At 49.9% G+C, this 14,144-nt stretch carries 8 protein-coding genes; 7 read left to right on the plus strand and 1 reads right to left on the minus strand.

Going from position 1 to position 14,144, the window contains the following annotated elements; all coding sequences use genetic code 11:
• The first annotated feature begins 189 nt into the window (after positions 1 to 189).
• The 3 genes from BJP58_RS19105 to BJP58_RS19115 are packed head-to-tail and all read left to right on the plus strand — an operon-like array spanning position 190 to position 3,068.
• The gene (locus BJP58_RS19105) at positions 190 to 1,326 is read left to right on the plus strand and encodes a DUF418 domain-containing protein (protein ID WP_194540178.1); all 1,137 of its coding nucleotides are present in this window, start codon (positions 190 to 192) and stop codon (positions 1,324 to 1,326) included.
• An 18-nt stretch (positions 1,327 to 1,344) separates the two neighbouring features.
• Positions 1,345 to 2,466: a sensor histidine kinase gene (locus BJP58_RS19110; protein ID WP_194540179.1), complete on the plus strand. Its 1,122-nt coding sequence runs from the start codon at positions 1,345 to 1,347 to the stop codon at positions 2,464 to 2,466.
• Entirely contained in the window at positions 2,463 to 3,068 is a 606-nt protein-coding gene (locus BJP58_RS19115) for a response regulator transcription factor (RefSeq protein ID WP_194540180.1), read from the plus strand. Before BJP58_RS19110 ends, BJP58_RS19115 begins: the two co-directional genes overlap by 4 nt.
• A 232-nt stretch (positions 3,069 to 3,300) precedes the next feature.
• On the opposite strand, the gene BJP58_RS19120 is transcribed toward BJP58_RS19115, so the two are convergent.
• A complete protein-coding gene (locus BJP58_RS19120; protein WP_194540181.1) occupies positions 3,301 to 3,924 on the minus strand; it encodes a class D sortase in 624 nt (207 codons plus the stop codon).
• A 562-nt stretch (positions 3,925 to 4,486) separates the two neighbouring features.
• Between BJP58_RS19120 and BJP58_RS19125 the strand changes: the two genes are divergently transcribed.
• The 4 genes from BJP58_RS19125 to BJP58_RS19140 all read left to right on the plus strand — a co-directional run bounded on the left by BJP58_RS19125 (position 4,487) and on the right by BJP58_RS19140 (position 14,116).
• Positions 4,487 to 9,961, plus strand: coding sequence for an isopeptide-forming domain-containing fimbrial protein (locus BJP58_RS19125; RefSeq protein ID WP_194540182.1), 5,475 nt, complete (start codon positions 4,487 to 4,489; stop codon positions 9,959 to 9,961).
• A gap of 203 nt (positions 9,962 to 10,164) precedes the next feature.
• A complete protein-coding gene (locus BJP58_RS19130) occupies positions 10,165 to 11,667 on the plus strand; it encodes an alpha/beta hydrolase (RefSeq protein ID WP_194540183.1) in 1,503 nt (500 codons plus the stop codon).
• Between the two features lie 165 nt (positions 11,668 to 11,832).
• Positions 11,833 to 12,528 (plus strand): MIP/aquaporin family protein, encoded by a 696-nt coding sequence (locus tag BJP58_RS19135; protein WP_194540184.1) that lies wholly within the window; start codon positions 11,833 to 11,835, stop codon positions 12,526 to 12,528.
• Positions 12,529 to 12,761: 233 nt separating this feature from the next.
• Positions 12,762 to 14,116 (plus strand): IS3 family transposase gene (locus BJP58_RS19140; RefSeq protein WP_194544992.1). Its coding sequence is split into 2 segments (ribosomal slippage): positions 12,762 to 13,215 and positions 13,215 to 14,116, totalling 1,356 coding nucleotides; the frame shifts between segments, so codons are not numbered across the junction.
• Positions 14,117 to 14,144 lie beyond the last annotated feature (28 nt).

The following is a 14,144-nucleotide window of genomic DNA, read 5'->3' on the forward strand; positions in this document are numbered from 1 at the left end:
GATCACTCCTCCTGTTTTCTTCTATTATTCCACAATTTTCAAATCATGACGAGAACCCCATCTCACACCACCCTTTCCCAACATTTATGACACGTGTCATACGGATCTCTTTACAGGTGTGAATGTTGCGCCCGACGGATTGTTCCTACAATAGTGACAAGAGAACTTAGAAGAAAGAAGGAATGGGAAATGGAACAACGAAAGGACAGAATCCGCCTGCTGGATATTTTGCGGGGCTTCGCGATCCTAGGAACGCTCGGGACGAATATTTGGATTTTTGCGCATGCGGGGGACCTCAGGTACATTACTACCTTTGATCATTCCGGTTGGTGGGGAGCGAATGACTTACTTCGCATGATTGTCTTATTCCTTGTGAACGGGAAACTGCTCGGACTGCTGACCATCATGTTCGGCGTCGGTCTGGAAATGAAGTATCGGCAGGCCAAGCGCAAGGGAAAGCCGTGGCCTGGCGTTTATTTGTGGACCGTCCTGTTTCTGGTCTTCGAAGGCCTGCTGCATTTTATATTGGTCATGGAGTATGACATCTTAATGAGCTATGGAGTAACCGCCATCATTGCAGCCTTCATCGTAAAGGGCGGCGACCGGCTCATCGCACGTACGATGAACGTAATCGGCAGCGTCTTCGCTATTGCGATTCTGGCCCTCGCGGGACTAATGCTGGCGAGCGGCGCAAGCGTATCGTTGGGCAGTTTTGACGATGTTGTTGCCCTTTATCAGGAAGGCACCTGGATGGAGCAAGTCCAATATCGGCTGGCGAACTTCCTTCCGCTGCGAATGGAAGCCATCCTGGTGATACCGACTAACGTGTTTCTGTTCCTGCTCGGGATTCGTTTCATGCGCTCAGGCGTATTCTCCCCGGACGAGAACGGCAAAAGCCTGCGGAAAAGGCTATTTAGGCTGGGGATATATGTGGGCGTACCGCTCAACCTGCTTATTTTTGTGCCTGGCGGCGCTTTCGATCTGCCGGTGCGCTATTTATTCGCCCCGCTGATGTCCATGGGGTATATAGCAATTTTGGCGAGAATGATACAATATACGAAGTTGGAATGGCTGTGGCGCCTTCTGGAGAACGCCGGGAAAATGTCGCTGAGCTGCTACGTGCTCCAGAACATCATGGCATCCGCGGTATTCTACGGCTGGGGCTTGGGCCTTGCCGGCGAGCTGAATTCGGCCGTCATTATCGCCGTCTGGCTGGTAATATCCGCGTTTCAGCTGGGCATGGCATCCCTGTGGCTTCGCGGCTTCAAGCTGGGACCCATGGAAACCGTCCGTAAACAGGCGGTAGGTTTCTTCGAATCAAGATAGCCGGATTGGAGGCTAGATATGTTCTATAAGCTGTATCCGAGGGATCAGATTAAAAGTTATTTGCTCATCGATGTCGTACTGACCGTATTCTTATGCTACCAGGTGTTTCGTTCGGATACGGCGCTGGGACTGTGGGGCAGCCTCTTGCTGCTCCTGCTGTTCCTTGTTTCGTTCTATATCGCCCTGTGGCGCCGGGACGGCTGGCTGCTCTCTGCCGTGCTGACAGGCCTGTTCGCCATTGGCGTACTCGCGGTATATACGGGGCCGACCACCCTGATGTTCGGGATTATTTTTGCCGACTTGCTGGGCCGGTCCAAGTCCAAGGTGCATATCGCCATCGGCAGCGGGGCCATTGCCCTATCATTCCTGCTCGTGTTCGTTTTCCGAAAGGACCCCCTGCTTGAAACGTCCAATGCCATTTACCTTCCGATCATGATCATTCAATCGGTATATCCGATCGTCATCTACATTAAGGAGAAAGCGAAAAGCCTGCAGGGGGAGCTGGATGAAGCCAACGAGCAGATCGCAAAGTATATCCAGCAGGAGGAGCGGCAGCGTATCGCCAGGGATCTCCACGATACCTTGGGACAGACCCTCATGATGATAAAAATGAAGAGCGAGCTGGCAACGAAATGGGTGGATAAGGATGCTGTCCAAGCCAAGCGAGAGCTAAGCGAGATTCTCGATACCACCCGAACGGCCCTGAAGCAAGTAAGGGAGCTGGTATCCGATATGAAGTTCATCTCGCTGGCAAGCGAGCTGGAGCATTCGGCCAAACTGCTGCATACAGCAGGAATTTCGCTGAGCATCGAGAATCCGGAGAAACTCCCGCTGTTATCCAGCGTGGAGGAAACGATGCTTGCGCTCTGCGTCCGGGAAGCCATGACCAATATCATCAAGCATAGCCGTGCCAAGCGGTGCACGATCAGACTAGAAACGAAGGACCATGCCTTCGGAATCCATATCGCGGATGACGGCGTGGGGCTGGCGGGGAACGGCGACGGAAACGGCATCCCGTCGATCATGGAGCGGATGAAGACGCTTGGCGGCTCTTTCGCCATCGCCCCATCGCCTGAGGGAGGCACCAGGGTATCCTTGAATCTCCCGCTTCGCCGGCATGAAAAGGAGGACGCTTCATGATTCGAATCGTTATTGCGGAAGATCAGAAAATGCTTCGCGGTGCATTCGCCTCATTGCTTCATTTCGAAGATGACATCGAGGTCGTTGCCGAGGTGCCCGACGGGCAGCGAGCCTGGGACGCGATCCGGCAGCATCAGCCTGACGTGTGCCTGCTCGACATCGAGATGCCTCATATCAGCGGCCTGGAATTGGCCGAATCCATACGACAAGCAGGTCTGCCCTGCAAAATCATGATCGTTACAACCTTTGCGCGCCCGGGTTATTTGCAAAAAGCAATGGATGCTCAAGTAGAGGGATATCTGTTAAAGGATGAGCCGATCGATTTCCTGATCGAATCCATTCGGCGGGTCATGAAGGGCGAGCGGGTTGTGAGCACCGATCTGGCGGCCGCGCTCTTCATGAAGGAGGAGAATCCGCTCAGCGAACGGGAAATCGAAATGCTTCGCTTAACCAAGGAAGGCATGACCACCGGCGACATCAGCAAAGCCCTGTTCCTGACGAGAGGCACCGTTCGCAACTACCTCTCCTCCGCCATACAGAAGCTGGAGGCTGATTCCCGGCAGCAGGCCGTGGCGATCGCCGAGGAGAAAGGGTGGCTGTAAACGTCCTCGGACACAGCTCAAATGGTACCGATAAGCTTGCTCCCCTTATTGCGGAGCTGCTGCTTTTGCTTGAACCTCCGTACCGGTGAGTAGCGTTATGTAAGTTCAACGATAAGGTGCGAAAGCCCCGATAGTGTACGTTTTTTAGTTGCTGAAACAACGCAGCCTCATTAGCTGCGTTGTTTTTTATTGAGTACACACTTACAAAAGCAATGCGAGTCTGTGTCCCAATCTATCCATCTTCCCCGACCGGGTAAGCATAGAAAATATAACGCTCCGGCGCATTTCCTACAAAGCGAAACGGATAGCAGGTCGAAATGACCAGCACCTCGGTTCCCATAGAACGAATCACCGATGTATCGTCTTTATCTACAATATCCGTACTTTTAATCTCATATTCAAAGGTACCGTAAGGTAGCTTTACGATAAAATGATCCCCTACCGACAACATGTCGAAATCCCGAAAAACGGTGTCCCGGTGCCCAGACAGCAAAATCTGCTCGTTATCCATTGGAAAAGCGGTACCGCTGTAATGCCCGACGCCTCTCTCGAGCATCTCTTCATCCGTACCTTCGATGATCGGAAGTTCTGCTTCCAGCTTTGGGATTTGAAGCATTCCGATCACATCGTTCGGTTTTGGATCGAACTTGGATTTGTCGATCACTTGATCACGATAGGATATAGGATCCGCACGCCGTTCTTTCGAAGCATCTATTGTATTTGACTGGCGAATCAGTTCGTTTGCTTCCGCCATAGCTTCCTTCAAGTTTGCCTGGTGTTCGACATACTGAATGACAGCGAAAGTCACGATCCCCATACCTGCGAGCAGCAACAGCATACCTACTATTCTTCGCATGTTCTCTCCTTCCAGTCTGCATTAATATATCAATTGATGACTGCCGGATAGCCAATAAGAGTTTGATTATCCTCTATATTTTTACAATGTTATCTTACTGTTTCTTATCTATAAAATCCAGCTGAAGGCCATACTTCTGCTGCACAATAAGCCAAAAGTAATATGTCCCCCCTGCAGGATTTCCCCCTCTCTGTACTAAGGATTTGCTCCACCTGAATCTATATTAGGTTGGGGCTTCGTCCAATTGCTAACCTCCCACTGGAAACGCAATTCCAGCGTTATCTATTGAAGTCATACGGTGACCAACAGCCTAAACAAACTGCCTATTTAAGCACGGCAACATTGTAGTTTTTTGTCGAATCATGGTATGGGCCAAACGTCCATTTTTTGCTGGTTATATATGGTACCACGGGAATATTGTCGATAAATGGTTGCTAGCTTATACTTGACGGGAAATTGTATAAATTTGGAGGTGAAAAGGAGTGGTGCCGGAAACAGGAGATGAGCATATCGCACTAAAGCTCCGGTGATCCGAAAACATAACGATTGGAGGGAGACAAAATTGCATTCTACCCGCTCGGCAGGAAAAACCGTATTGAAACGGATTTTCATTCAATTTTCCATCTTATTAGTTATTCTTGGCGGGTTACAGCCTGTAATGACAGTACCTGTGGAGGCTGCAGGAGGAATAACCATTAATGGCACCGATTCCTATGCAACGGTTAGGGCTGCCGATGGCACCTCATGGTTGTACCAATTTGACGGCCAGTCGCTATCGGGAACCCCGATCGGGACAGTACCTCTGAACTCCGTTTTCGATGGGATTGGTTTAGATCGAAATCAAGGTGTTTTTTATGGACTTAGGTACAGTACCGGAGAGATCCATAAAATTATGCCGGATGGAACCAGTACCCTGGCGGCAACGAACTCCGGGTGGACGGTAGTCGGTGCCGGAGGGGTTAGCCCAGACGGTTCAACGTTCACCTATAATGTTCAAAGGGACGTCTCGGGGACCATTGAGCGCGAGATTCGGAATCTCGATTTGAGCTCTGGACAGATAACCACGCTTACAAGTTTAGATACGGATATACGGGATCTCGTATACGATCAGGAAGGAAATATCTATTATATTCAGACTGGTGACGAATCCTTTGTCAGACTTAATCCGAAAACACTGGATAAGCACGCGCTCGGTGAGTTTAGGCTTTCGGACGGAACGAATCCGATCACTTGGGGCAGCGGCATCAGTATTTTACCGGATGGGAAATTGCTGATTTCGGATGCATCAGGGGCCATGTATATTGGAAATCCTGAAAATAACCTTTTGACATTAATTGGGCAGGTTCCGGATATTAATTTGCTCTGGGATCTTACGTCAGGAGCTTATCCTACATATGCACCGAAACTGACCGTTGAAAAATGGATTAACGGTACTGAAAAGAGCAATGAGATTTCACCCGGGCAAGAATATTCATACTCGCTGAGAGTAATAAACAGCGGAAATGTATCGGCGAGCGGAGCCGTTCTAAAAGATCAGCTGCCAGACGATACGGAATATGTAGCGGACAGCACGACTTTGAATGGCAAAGCAGTCGCTGATCTTAACGGAACAAGTCCTCTATTTGCAAATGAAGGCATGTTGGTTAAGTCGCCTAATCCGTCTGCCATGAACGGTTCCCTATTGGTTGGGGAAGACGGGGCTGCCGTTGTTACATTCCGCGTGAAAGCCAAGGACAATACAGCGGTTGGCACCAAGATCACAAATACAGCCACCGTGTCTTCAAATGAATCGGGAACCATTCAATCCGATGAAGTCGTTTCGACGGTTACGACCGGAACAACTCCTCCAGCCACGTGCCCAGCGCCGGTAGCGTTGATCAATGGCAGCTTTGAGGAGCCGGTGTATGCGGCTAACGATCCCAGTTTCCCGGCCGGCCCAGGCTATTTTTCGGTCCAAGGTCAATACGTACCCGGCTGGAAGACAACCGATTCTACGGGATCCTTCGAAATATTTAACAAAGGTTTAATGGATCAAATCCAGCCTGGTTCTCCTAACGATCAACAAGGCCTTAAGAATGCTGTTCCCCATGGGAAGCAAATGGCGGAATTGAATAGCAAAGAGCCTGCACAGCTATATCAGGATGTGAAGACGACTCCCGGGCAAACGATCTATTGGAGGATAGCGCATAAAGGAAGACTCGGCGTGGATACCATGGCTGTCAAAATAGGTTCGGCCAATGTGGATCCGAAGGTTCTTCCGATTGTCGACCAACTAACGACGGGTAAGGACGCTTGGAAATATTATACCGGTACCTACGTCGTTCCGACCGGCCAAACGATGACACGCTTTGGGTTCGAAGCCGTCTCATCCACGGGCGGCAACCCGGCAGCAGGTAACTTCATCGATGATATTTTCCTCGGAACAGAACCTTGCGTCATTGCAGATAAAACAGTATCTCCACAGGGAGAGGCATCTGCCGGTCAAGAATTAACGTATGAAGTGACGGTTAAGAACAACGGCGGCGACGCCGCAGCAAATGTAATTTTTGAAGACAGCATTCCTGTTGGAACTGAATTTGTTCAAGGCTCTATTGTGGTGGATGGCCAACCGGTTAACGACTCCCACTATGATAGCAGCAGCGACATGATCGTGATCGATTTGGGTGAGGTGCCGAATGCCGCCCAATTGCCTCAAGGAAAAACCATTCAATTTAAGGTGAAGGTGTTATCCGGTTATGGGGGCATCATCACAAAGAATCAGGCCATTATCAAATATGAAAACCTTTTGACAAACAAATCAGAAGAGGTAGCTACAAATGAAGTGAGTACGTCAATAACCGGCGAAGCCAATGTGTGCCCGGCTCCGGTAGCGATGATTAACGGCAGTTTTGAGCAAGGCGCTGTCAAAGGATCTGCTGTTAATACATCCGGGCTTTACTATTATGAATCCGAAGTACCTGGATGGAAGACCACGGACGATGCTAACGGTTATCCAGTCATTGAGCTATGGGACTGGGCACGAAATAATCCTTCGGTTGTAAAGAACTGGCCGGCTCCCCCTGATGGCGGGAAATGGGCAGAACTCAATGCTTTCGAAAACGGGATGCTGTATCAGGATGTGAAGACAACCCCTGGGCAAACCATATATTGGCGCCTATCCCATATGGGGCGGAATGGGGTTGACACGATGCAGCTTCGTATTGGGGCAGCAACGGCTAACCCTTACGATGCCGAAGTCCAACGACAAATGACGGATGATAAAACCGCGTGGGGTACCTATACGGGTACTTATAAAGTCCCTGCTGGGCAAAAGGTCACTCGCTTCGGCTTTGAGGCGGTGAGCACAGCAAGCGCGAGCATAGGTGCAGGCAACTTCATCGATGACATCTTCCTTGGCACGGCACCGTGTGTAACGGCCAACAAGACCGCATCTCCACAAGAAGTGAGTGCCGGCGATGAAGTAACCTACGCGATTCAGATCAAGAACGAAGGCGGAGACATCGCAGCCGATGCAAGTGTGACGGATCTGATTCCTGCAGGAACGGAATACGTCCCTGGTTCCATGAAATTGATCCAAGGCTCGACCACCAAGGACCTGACGGATGCGGACGATGCCGACGAAGGTCGCCTTGAAGGCAGCCAGGTCAGCATTAAGTTAGGCGATTTAGCGAATACGAGCCAATTGGCAGATGGCGTTACCGTGCAATTTAAAGTCAAGGTCTTAGCGAACGCTGCCAATCAGCAAATTAAAAACAAAGCGCTAATCAGCTACGACAACTTATTAACAGGCGACACGGAAGAGAAGGAAACGAACGAAACCACAACACCGGTCCGTCTCAATCCTCCTGTTCTGGAGTCCGACAAATCGGCAGTCCTTCAAACCAAGGCCGCTGGAAACACGGACCCTGACCATCCTGAACCAGGCGATACGCTGCGGTACACGATTCAGGCACGGAATACGGTCCTTAACAGCTTCGTCAGCAGTTTGGTCATCTCCGACGATCTGCCGGCTGGACTGCAATATGTACCGGGCAGCCTGAAGGTAGACGGCGTCTCCGTCACGGATGACGAGAGCGATCAAGACGGTGGTCTGTATAATGGCGACCAGGTAGTCGGCCTTTTCGGGGATATCACGGATACCGAGTGGCACACGCTTGAATTCGAAGCGGTCATTGCGACGGGCCAAGCCGGCAAGAATATTCGCAATACCGCCGTCGCCGGCGGCGAGAATGTAAGCACGCCGAGCAATGCCGAGGAAGTTGTTCAGGTCTATCCGCGCCATCCGGTTGTGGAATCGGAGAAGATCGCCGAAAACCTGGATACGGGTAAAACCCATTTTGAAGTCGGGGATACGGTGGTCTACACCATTCGGGCAAGAACGGTGACGGAAGATTCGTATATCTCGAATTTGAAGATTACGGATACGCTGCCGGAAGGACTGGAATACGTGCCGAACACCCTAACCGTGGACGGCAAAACCGCCACCGATGAGGAAGGCGACGATAACGGTCATTATGTCACCGGGGATGTATACGGTGTAACCGGCGCGGTGTATGGCGGATTCGGCGACATCTGGGATAAGGAGTGGCATGTGCTTCAATTCCATGCGACGATCCAAACCGGACAAGCCGGCAAGGATATTCGAAATATTGCCGACGTCAGCGGCGACAATTTCGACGAGCCAAGTAGGCCGGAAGAAGAAGTCAAGGTCTATCCGCGAGAGCCGATTGTCGTATCCGAGAAGTCCGCAACAAATCTTGAAGCGGGCAAGGATACGTTTGAAGTCGGAGATACGGTTACCTATGTGATCCGGACAAGAACGGTAATAGAGGACACGTACATGGCCAATCTGGCCATCACCGATACGCTGCCGGCTGGTCTGGAATATATTCCGGGCAGCTTGAAGGTCGACGGCGTTTCGGTAACCGATGACAAGGATAGCGACCAAGGCCACTATGCCTCAGGTCGGGTAGTCGGTAACGTCGGGGATGTATGGGATACGAAATGGCATACGCTCGAGTTCCGGGCGAAAATCGTAGCAAACGCAGGGGAATCGATCCGAAATACCGGAGAGATTACCGGAGACAACATCGATCAGCCAAGCCGTCCAACGGATGAGATTGTGGTTGAGGAAGGCGATACGCCGCCGGTGGACCCACCGGTTGATCCGCCAGTCGCCCCACCAGTCAATCCGCCGGTAGATCCGGATCCACCAGTTACACCGCCTGTAACACCACCGACTCCGCCTTCCCCAGTCATCGAGTCACGGAAGACATCGCGGGATCTAAGTGGTGGCATCACCGGGGTTGGCGATAAGATGGAGTATACAATCTCCGCACGCAATACCGTTGCCGGCAGCTATGTATCGAACCTTGTGATTGCCGATATCCTGCCGGAAGGACTGGCATATGTAGCAGGCAGCCTGAAGGTGGACGGTATTTCCGTAACCGATAACTCTGATGGCGACAAAGGTCAATATGTTAACGGCAAAGTGAGCGGTAACTTTGGACGGATTGCTGATACCGAATGGCATACGATTACGTTCCAGGCAACCATCAAGGCGGGACAAGCCGGCAAATCGATCGTTAACATCGGTGAAGTCACAGGGGATAATGTGACAAGTCCGGAGAAGCCATCAAATGTCATCGAAGTGACAGACAACGAGAACAATGGTGGAAATACTACGAACCCGGGTGGAACGGGAGATTCCGATGGAGACTCGAATGGAGATTCGAACGAAGACCCGAATGGAAACTCGAACGAAGATTCCAACGGGAACCCGAATGAAGACTCGAATGGAGACTCCAACGGGGATTCGAATACAGGGGCACAAACACCGGAAGATCATGACGATTCAACATTAGGCGTATCGGATTCGACTCCACGAGATCCGGCTGAGTCCGGAGATCCGGCAACGAACGAGCCTAACGGAAATAAATTACCGAATACGGCTACGAATATGTACAGCTACATGTTAGCCGGAGCTATTATGCTTCTTGCAGGATTGCTTTTGTTAAGAAAAAGAAGACAAGTATAAACTGCCAACAGCTGCCCCCCAAGTGAAGACGACTTGGGGGGCAGCTGTTATTTTGAGGCGATTTTCCTTAAATGAGCTGAAACGCCCATCCTCTACGCAAACGACTCTCCCATATTTAAACCATTTTTAAACGGAACTGCCCGTTCGTTTTAACCTTGATCCGTTACGATTAAAAGAAACTGGAGCAATAAGGGAGAGAACGTATGCGAGTATTGGAAATGTTGTTGATAACATCCAGCGTTTTGGTGCTGATGGTCTTACTATTTCGTAACACAATCAACCGGATGACAGGGGCTATAGCCGGCGTCGCTTGTGGCTCACTGTTAGCAGCGCAACTGCTGTTTGAGGGCTATAGGTGGCAGATGATTCCGGCCTATATCGCTGCTTTGCTCCTCACCTTCGTCTTATTTAGACGCAAAAAGGTAGGAAAACCGCTTCGTTACACGATTTTGGCTCTATCCGTTGTTTTGCTGGGCGTATCGGTTGCCTTATCTGTATTGCTGCCGGTCTTTCATTTACCCAAGCCTTCAGGCGAGTTCAGTGTGGGAACGGAAACATTCCATTTTATCGATGCCGACCGAGAAGAAACGTTTACCGAGCAGAAGGGCGACAAGCGAGAGATGGTCGTTCAGGTATGGTACCCTGCTGCGGAATCTGGACGGAGCGCCGAGAAAAATTCAGTGTTCCCTAAGGACAGAGGGCTCTTCCATGCCTATATGCAAGCTTATTCCGGATATCTGGGCCTTCCCGCTCCCGCCCTCGACTACTGGAAATACAGCAAGGCCAATACATCTATACATGCAGATTTGCATCCCGCGGACAATCCGTATCCAGTGGTACTGCTGTCACACGGCATGGGGGTCGGCAGAATTTTGCATACGTCGCAGGCTGAACATCTTGCCAGCCACGGCTATATCGTATTCGCAGTCGATCATACTTATAGTACCGTTATGACCGCATTTCCGGACGGACGCATGACCGGATTCCTAACGGAGCAGTCTCAAGAGCGATTATTTGAAGACAGCCGCGCCATTTTAGATGTGTGGAACAAGGATGCAGCATTTATTGTGGATCAGCTAGAGAAGCTGCACTCAGGGGCCGTCGCCAGCAAATTCGAAGGAATGCTGGATATGGACAACATCGGGATGCTGGGTCATTCCTTCGGTGGAGCAGCAGCTTTTGAAGCCGTTTATTCCAACCCGCGAATCAAGGCCGGCGTGAATATGGATGGCACGTTGTTCATAACGAAGAACCGTGACGACATGAAGAAACCGTTTATGTTCATGGAATCCGAAGATTTTAAGAATGTGAACGAGCAGCAGGCGAAGTACCGCAAAACACCGGCCACGGATGCTGAGCTCAAGGAGCTCCGGTTAACGAGAGAACAATTTGACACCATACTGGCGAATCGGGAAGCGGAACTGAAGCTGATGGACCGTTTATCGCAGCAAGGGTATGGACGAACCATTTATATTGAAGGAGCCGGACATTATAACTTCACCGATCTCCAGCTGTACTCTCCGCTTATCGGACTGACTGGCATGACCGGAAGCTTGAATGGAGAGAGGGGCGCAGAAATCGTCAATCGCTATCTTTTGGAGTTTTTCAACCAGCATTTACGCGGAATCGAGAGTAAGCTTCTAGCCGGTCCCACGGAGGAGTATCCGGAAGTGAAATATCCGAATTCGGTTTTTCAAGGAGATTAAATCCATAAGTATGAGTCGATGACCCGCATAAGGCACTTTGGAAAAAGTGATCCCTTGCGGGTCATTTTTGTTCAAAAATCAGACATCCTCCCGCTCTATGTCCAGTTTTTGTCTATTTGCCTCATATATAATGAGAATCGATTTTTAATTATTAGGAGGTAGATTATGAACGCGTCATTCAAAAAGTACGCTGCCGAGTTCATTGGAACTTTGGTGCTTGTTCTGTTCGGCTGCGGCAGTGCCGCTACGGCGGGAGGAGCGCTCGGCCATTTGGGGATTGCATTGGCATTCGGGCTGTCTATCGTAGCGATGGCCTACGTCATCGGTCCGATTTCGGGATGTCATATCAATCCGGCGGTTTCACTTGCCATGCTTATTAAACGTAAGCTAACCGGTACCGACTTCATCGGGTACCTTGTTTCGCAAATCGCCGGTGCCATTGCGGGCGCCGCTATTCTGTACGCCATCATCGTCTCCGCGGGTATGCCCACTACGGGGCTCGGTCAGAATGGTTTCGGCCCTGGGTATGGGTTCGGGATTTCAACCACTATGGCATTCGTTGTCGAAATCATTTTAACCTTCGTATTTATTTATACGATCCTGGGCGTAACCTCTACGGAGAGCAACGGAAACGTAACCGGCCTTGTGATCGGACTGACACTCGCTTTCGTACATATTTTAGGCATAGCCTTAACGGGAACATCCGTTAACCCTGCAAGAAGCCTGGGACCCGCACTTCTGCTTGGCGGGCAGGCCTTATCCCAAGTGTGGGTGTTTCTTATCGCCCCGCTTGCCGGCTCAGCGCTGGCCGTTGCCGTATACCAGCTGCTGAATAGCAAACCTAAGGGGAAACAAGTGTAACATCGTTGACCATAAGTGGTGCCTTTGCAAGGTGCCACTCCGGTTCCGTCGTTATGGCGATCGTGCTTCATGCCAGGCATCTATTGGGATGTCGTTTTATTCTGTACGCAGGACCATGCGTTCCCAATTCCATGAACAGACGGCCAACCCCGGTAACGAAAAAAAGCCGCAGCTTCCATGTGAACTGCACCCCAATTGTTAGACACATCTAACAGTTGGAGGTGCAGTTTTTTATGACTAAATTTACTAAGGATAGCAAATTGACATTAATTGAAGGGTATGACTCTGATCTTCTATCTCAGACCGAATACGCAAATCAAATGGGCGTTACCAAGTCTCAATTCCAATATTGGTTGAAGCTCTATGAGATCCATGGAGAGACTGCCTTTACTAACGGCTATACAAAATATTCGGCAAGCTTTAAACTGGACGTACTCAATCATATGGCTCAATCAGACGCTTCTCTCATGGATACCGCTGCTTTGTTTAAGCTTCCGGACTTCTCCATGTTGTATTCCTGGCAGAGAAAGATGGAGACAGGCGGTTTAGAAGCCCTTGAGCCAAAAAAGAAAGGGCGTCCATCCATGAAGAAAAATCCCAATTCGTCTACCGAACGATCCGTAGTTCAAGGGTCTGTCGAAGCACTCGAAGAACGTATCAAACAGCTTGAAATGGAAAATGAGTATCTAAAAAAGTTGAATGCCTTAGTTCGAAACAAGGAAAAATCACCAAACAAGACAAAGCACAAGCCGTCTGGCAACTAAGGCATAAATATCCGGTGAAGGCACTCGTACAGCTGGCTGGTATCCCGCGCAGCACCTATTACAACCTTATAAAGCGTATGAACCAACCAGATCCGAATGCCGAGTTGGGGGCTGAAATCCAGTCCATTTACGTGGAACATGATGGGCGTTACGGATATCGCCGTATTCGTGATGAACTGGCCGTCCGTGGGTGGAAAGTTAACCACAAAAAGGTTCAGAGACTCATGAAGAAGATGGGCCTTCAATGCCTGGTTCGCATGAAAAAGTATAAGTCATATAAAGGGACCGTCGGCAAGATTGCACCGAATCATCTGGACCGCCAGTTCACGGCTGGGGCGCCAAATGAGAAATGGGTGACGGACATTACGGAGTTTAAGTTATTTGGAGAAAAGCTGTATCTATCGCCCATTTTGGACTTATTCAACGGGGAAATTATCACCTATACCCTGGGTTCACGACCAACCTATTCTCTGGTATCCGAGATGCTGGATGCAGGACTGAAGCGTCTGCCAGAAGAACACCAACTTCTCCTTCATTCAGATCAAGGATGGCATTACCAAATGAAGCCGTATCGCCATGCGCTTAAGTCGAGTGGCATTCTCCAAAGCATGTCACGAAAAGGGAATTGTTACGACAATGCCGTCATAGAGAATTTCTTCGGCATTCTTAAGTCGGAGTTTCTGTACTACAAAGAGTTTGAAAGTGTGGAACATTTTAAGGAAGAACTGAAAAAATATATTGAATACTACAATACCAAACGGTTAAAGGCAAAATTAAAAATGAGTCCGGTACAGTACCGAACTCATTTTGAGAAAGCTGCCTAATGAAATAACCGTGTCTAACTTTTGGGGG

Source organism: Paenibacillus sp. JZ16 (assembly GCF_015326965.1).
In the GTDB taxonomy this organism is placed as follows: Bacteria; Bacillota; Bacilli; order Paenibacillales; family Paenibacillaceae; genus Paenibacillus_AQ.

Bases quoted from the DNA above. Each gene is read 5' to 3' on its own strand.
- BJP58_RS19130 (WP_194540183.1), top strand. From the start codon at position 10,165: ATGCGAGTATTGGAAATGTTGTTGATAACATCCAGCGTTTTGGTGCTG.
- BJP58_RS19110 (WP_194540179.1), top strand. From the start codon at position 1,345: ATGTTCTATAAGCTGTATCCGAGGGATCAGATTAAAAGTTATTTGCTC.
- BJP58_RS19105 (WP_194540178.1), top strand. From the start codon at position 190: ATGGAACAACGAAAGGACAGAATCCGCCTGCTGGATATTTTGCGGGGC.
- BJP58_RS19120 (WP_194540181.1), bottom strand. From the start codon at position 3,924: ATGCGAAGAATAGTAGGTATGCTGTTGCTGCTCGCAGGTATGGGGATC.
- BJP58_RS19115 (WP_194540180.1), top strand. From the start codon at position 2,463: ATGATTCGAATCGTTATTGCGGAAGATCAGAAAATGCTTCGCGGTGCA.
- BJP58_RS19135 (WP_194540184.1), top strand. From the start codon at position 11,833: ATGAACGCGTCATTCAAAAAGTACGCTGCCGAGTTCATTGGAACTTTG.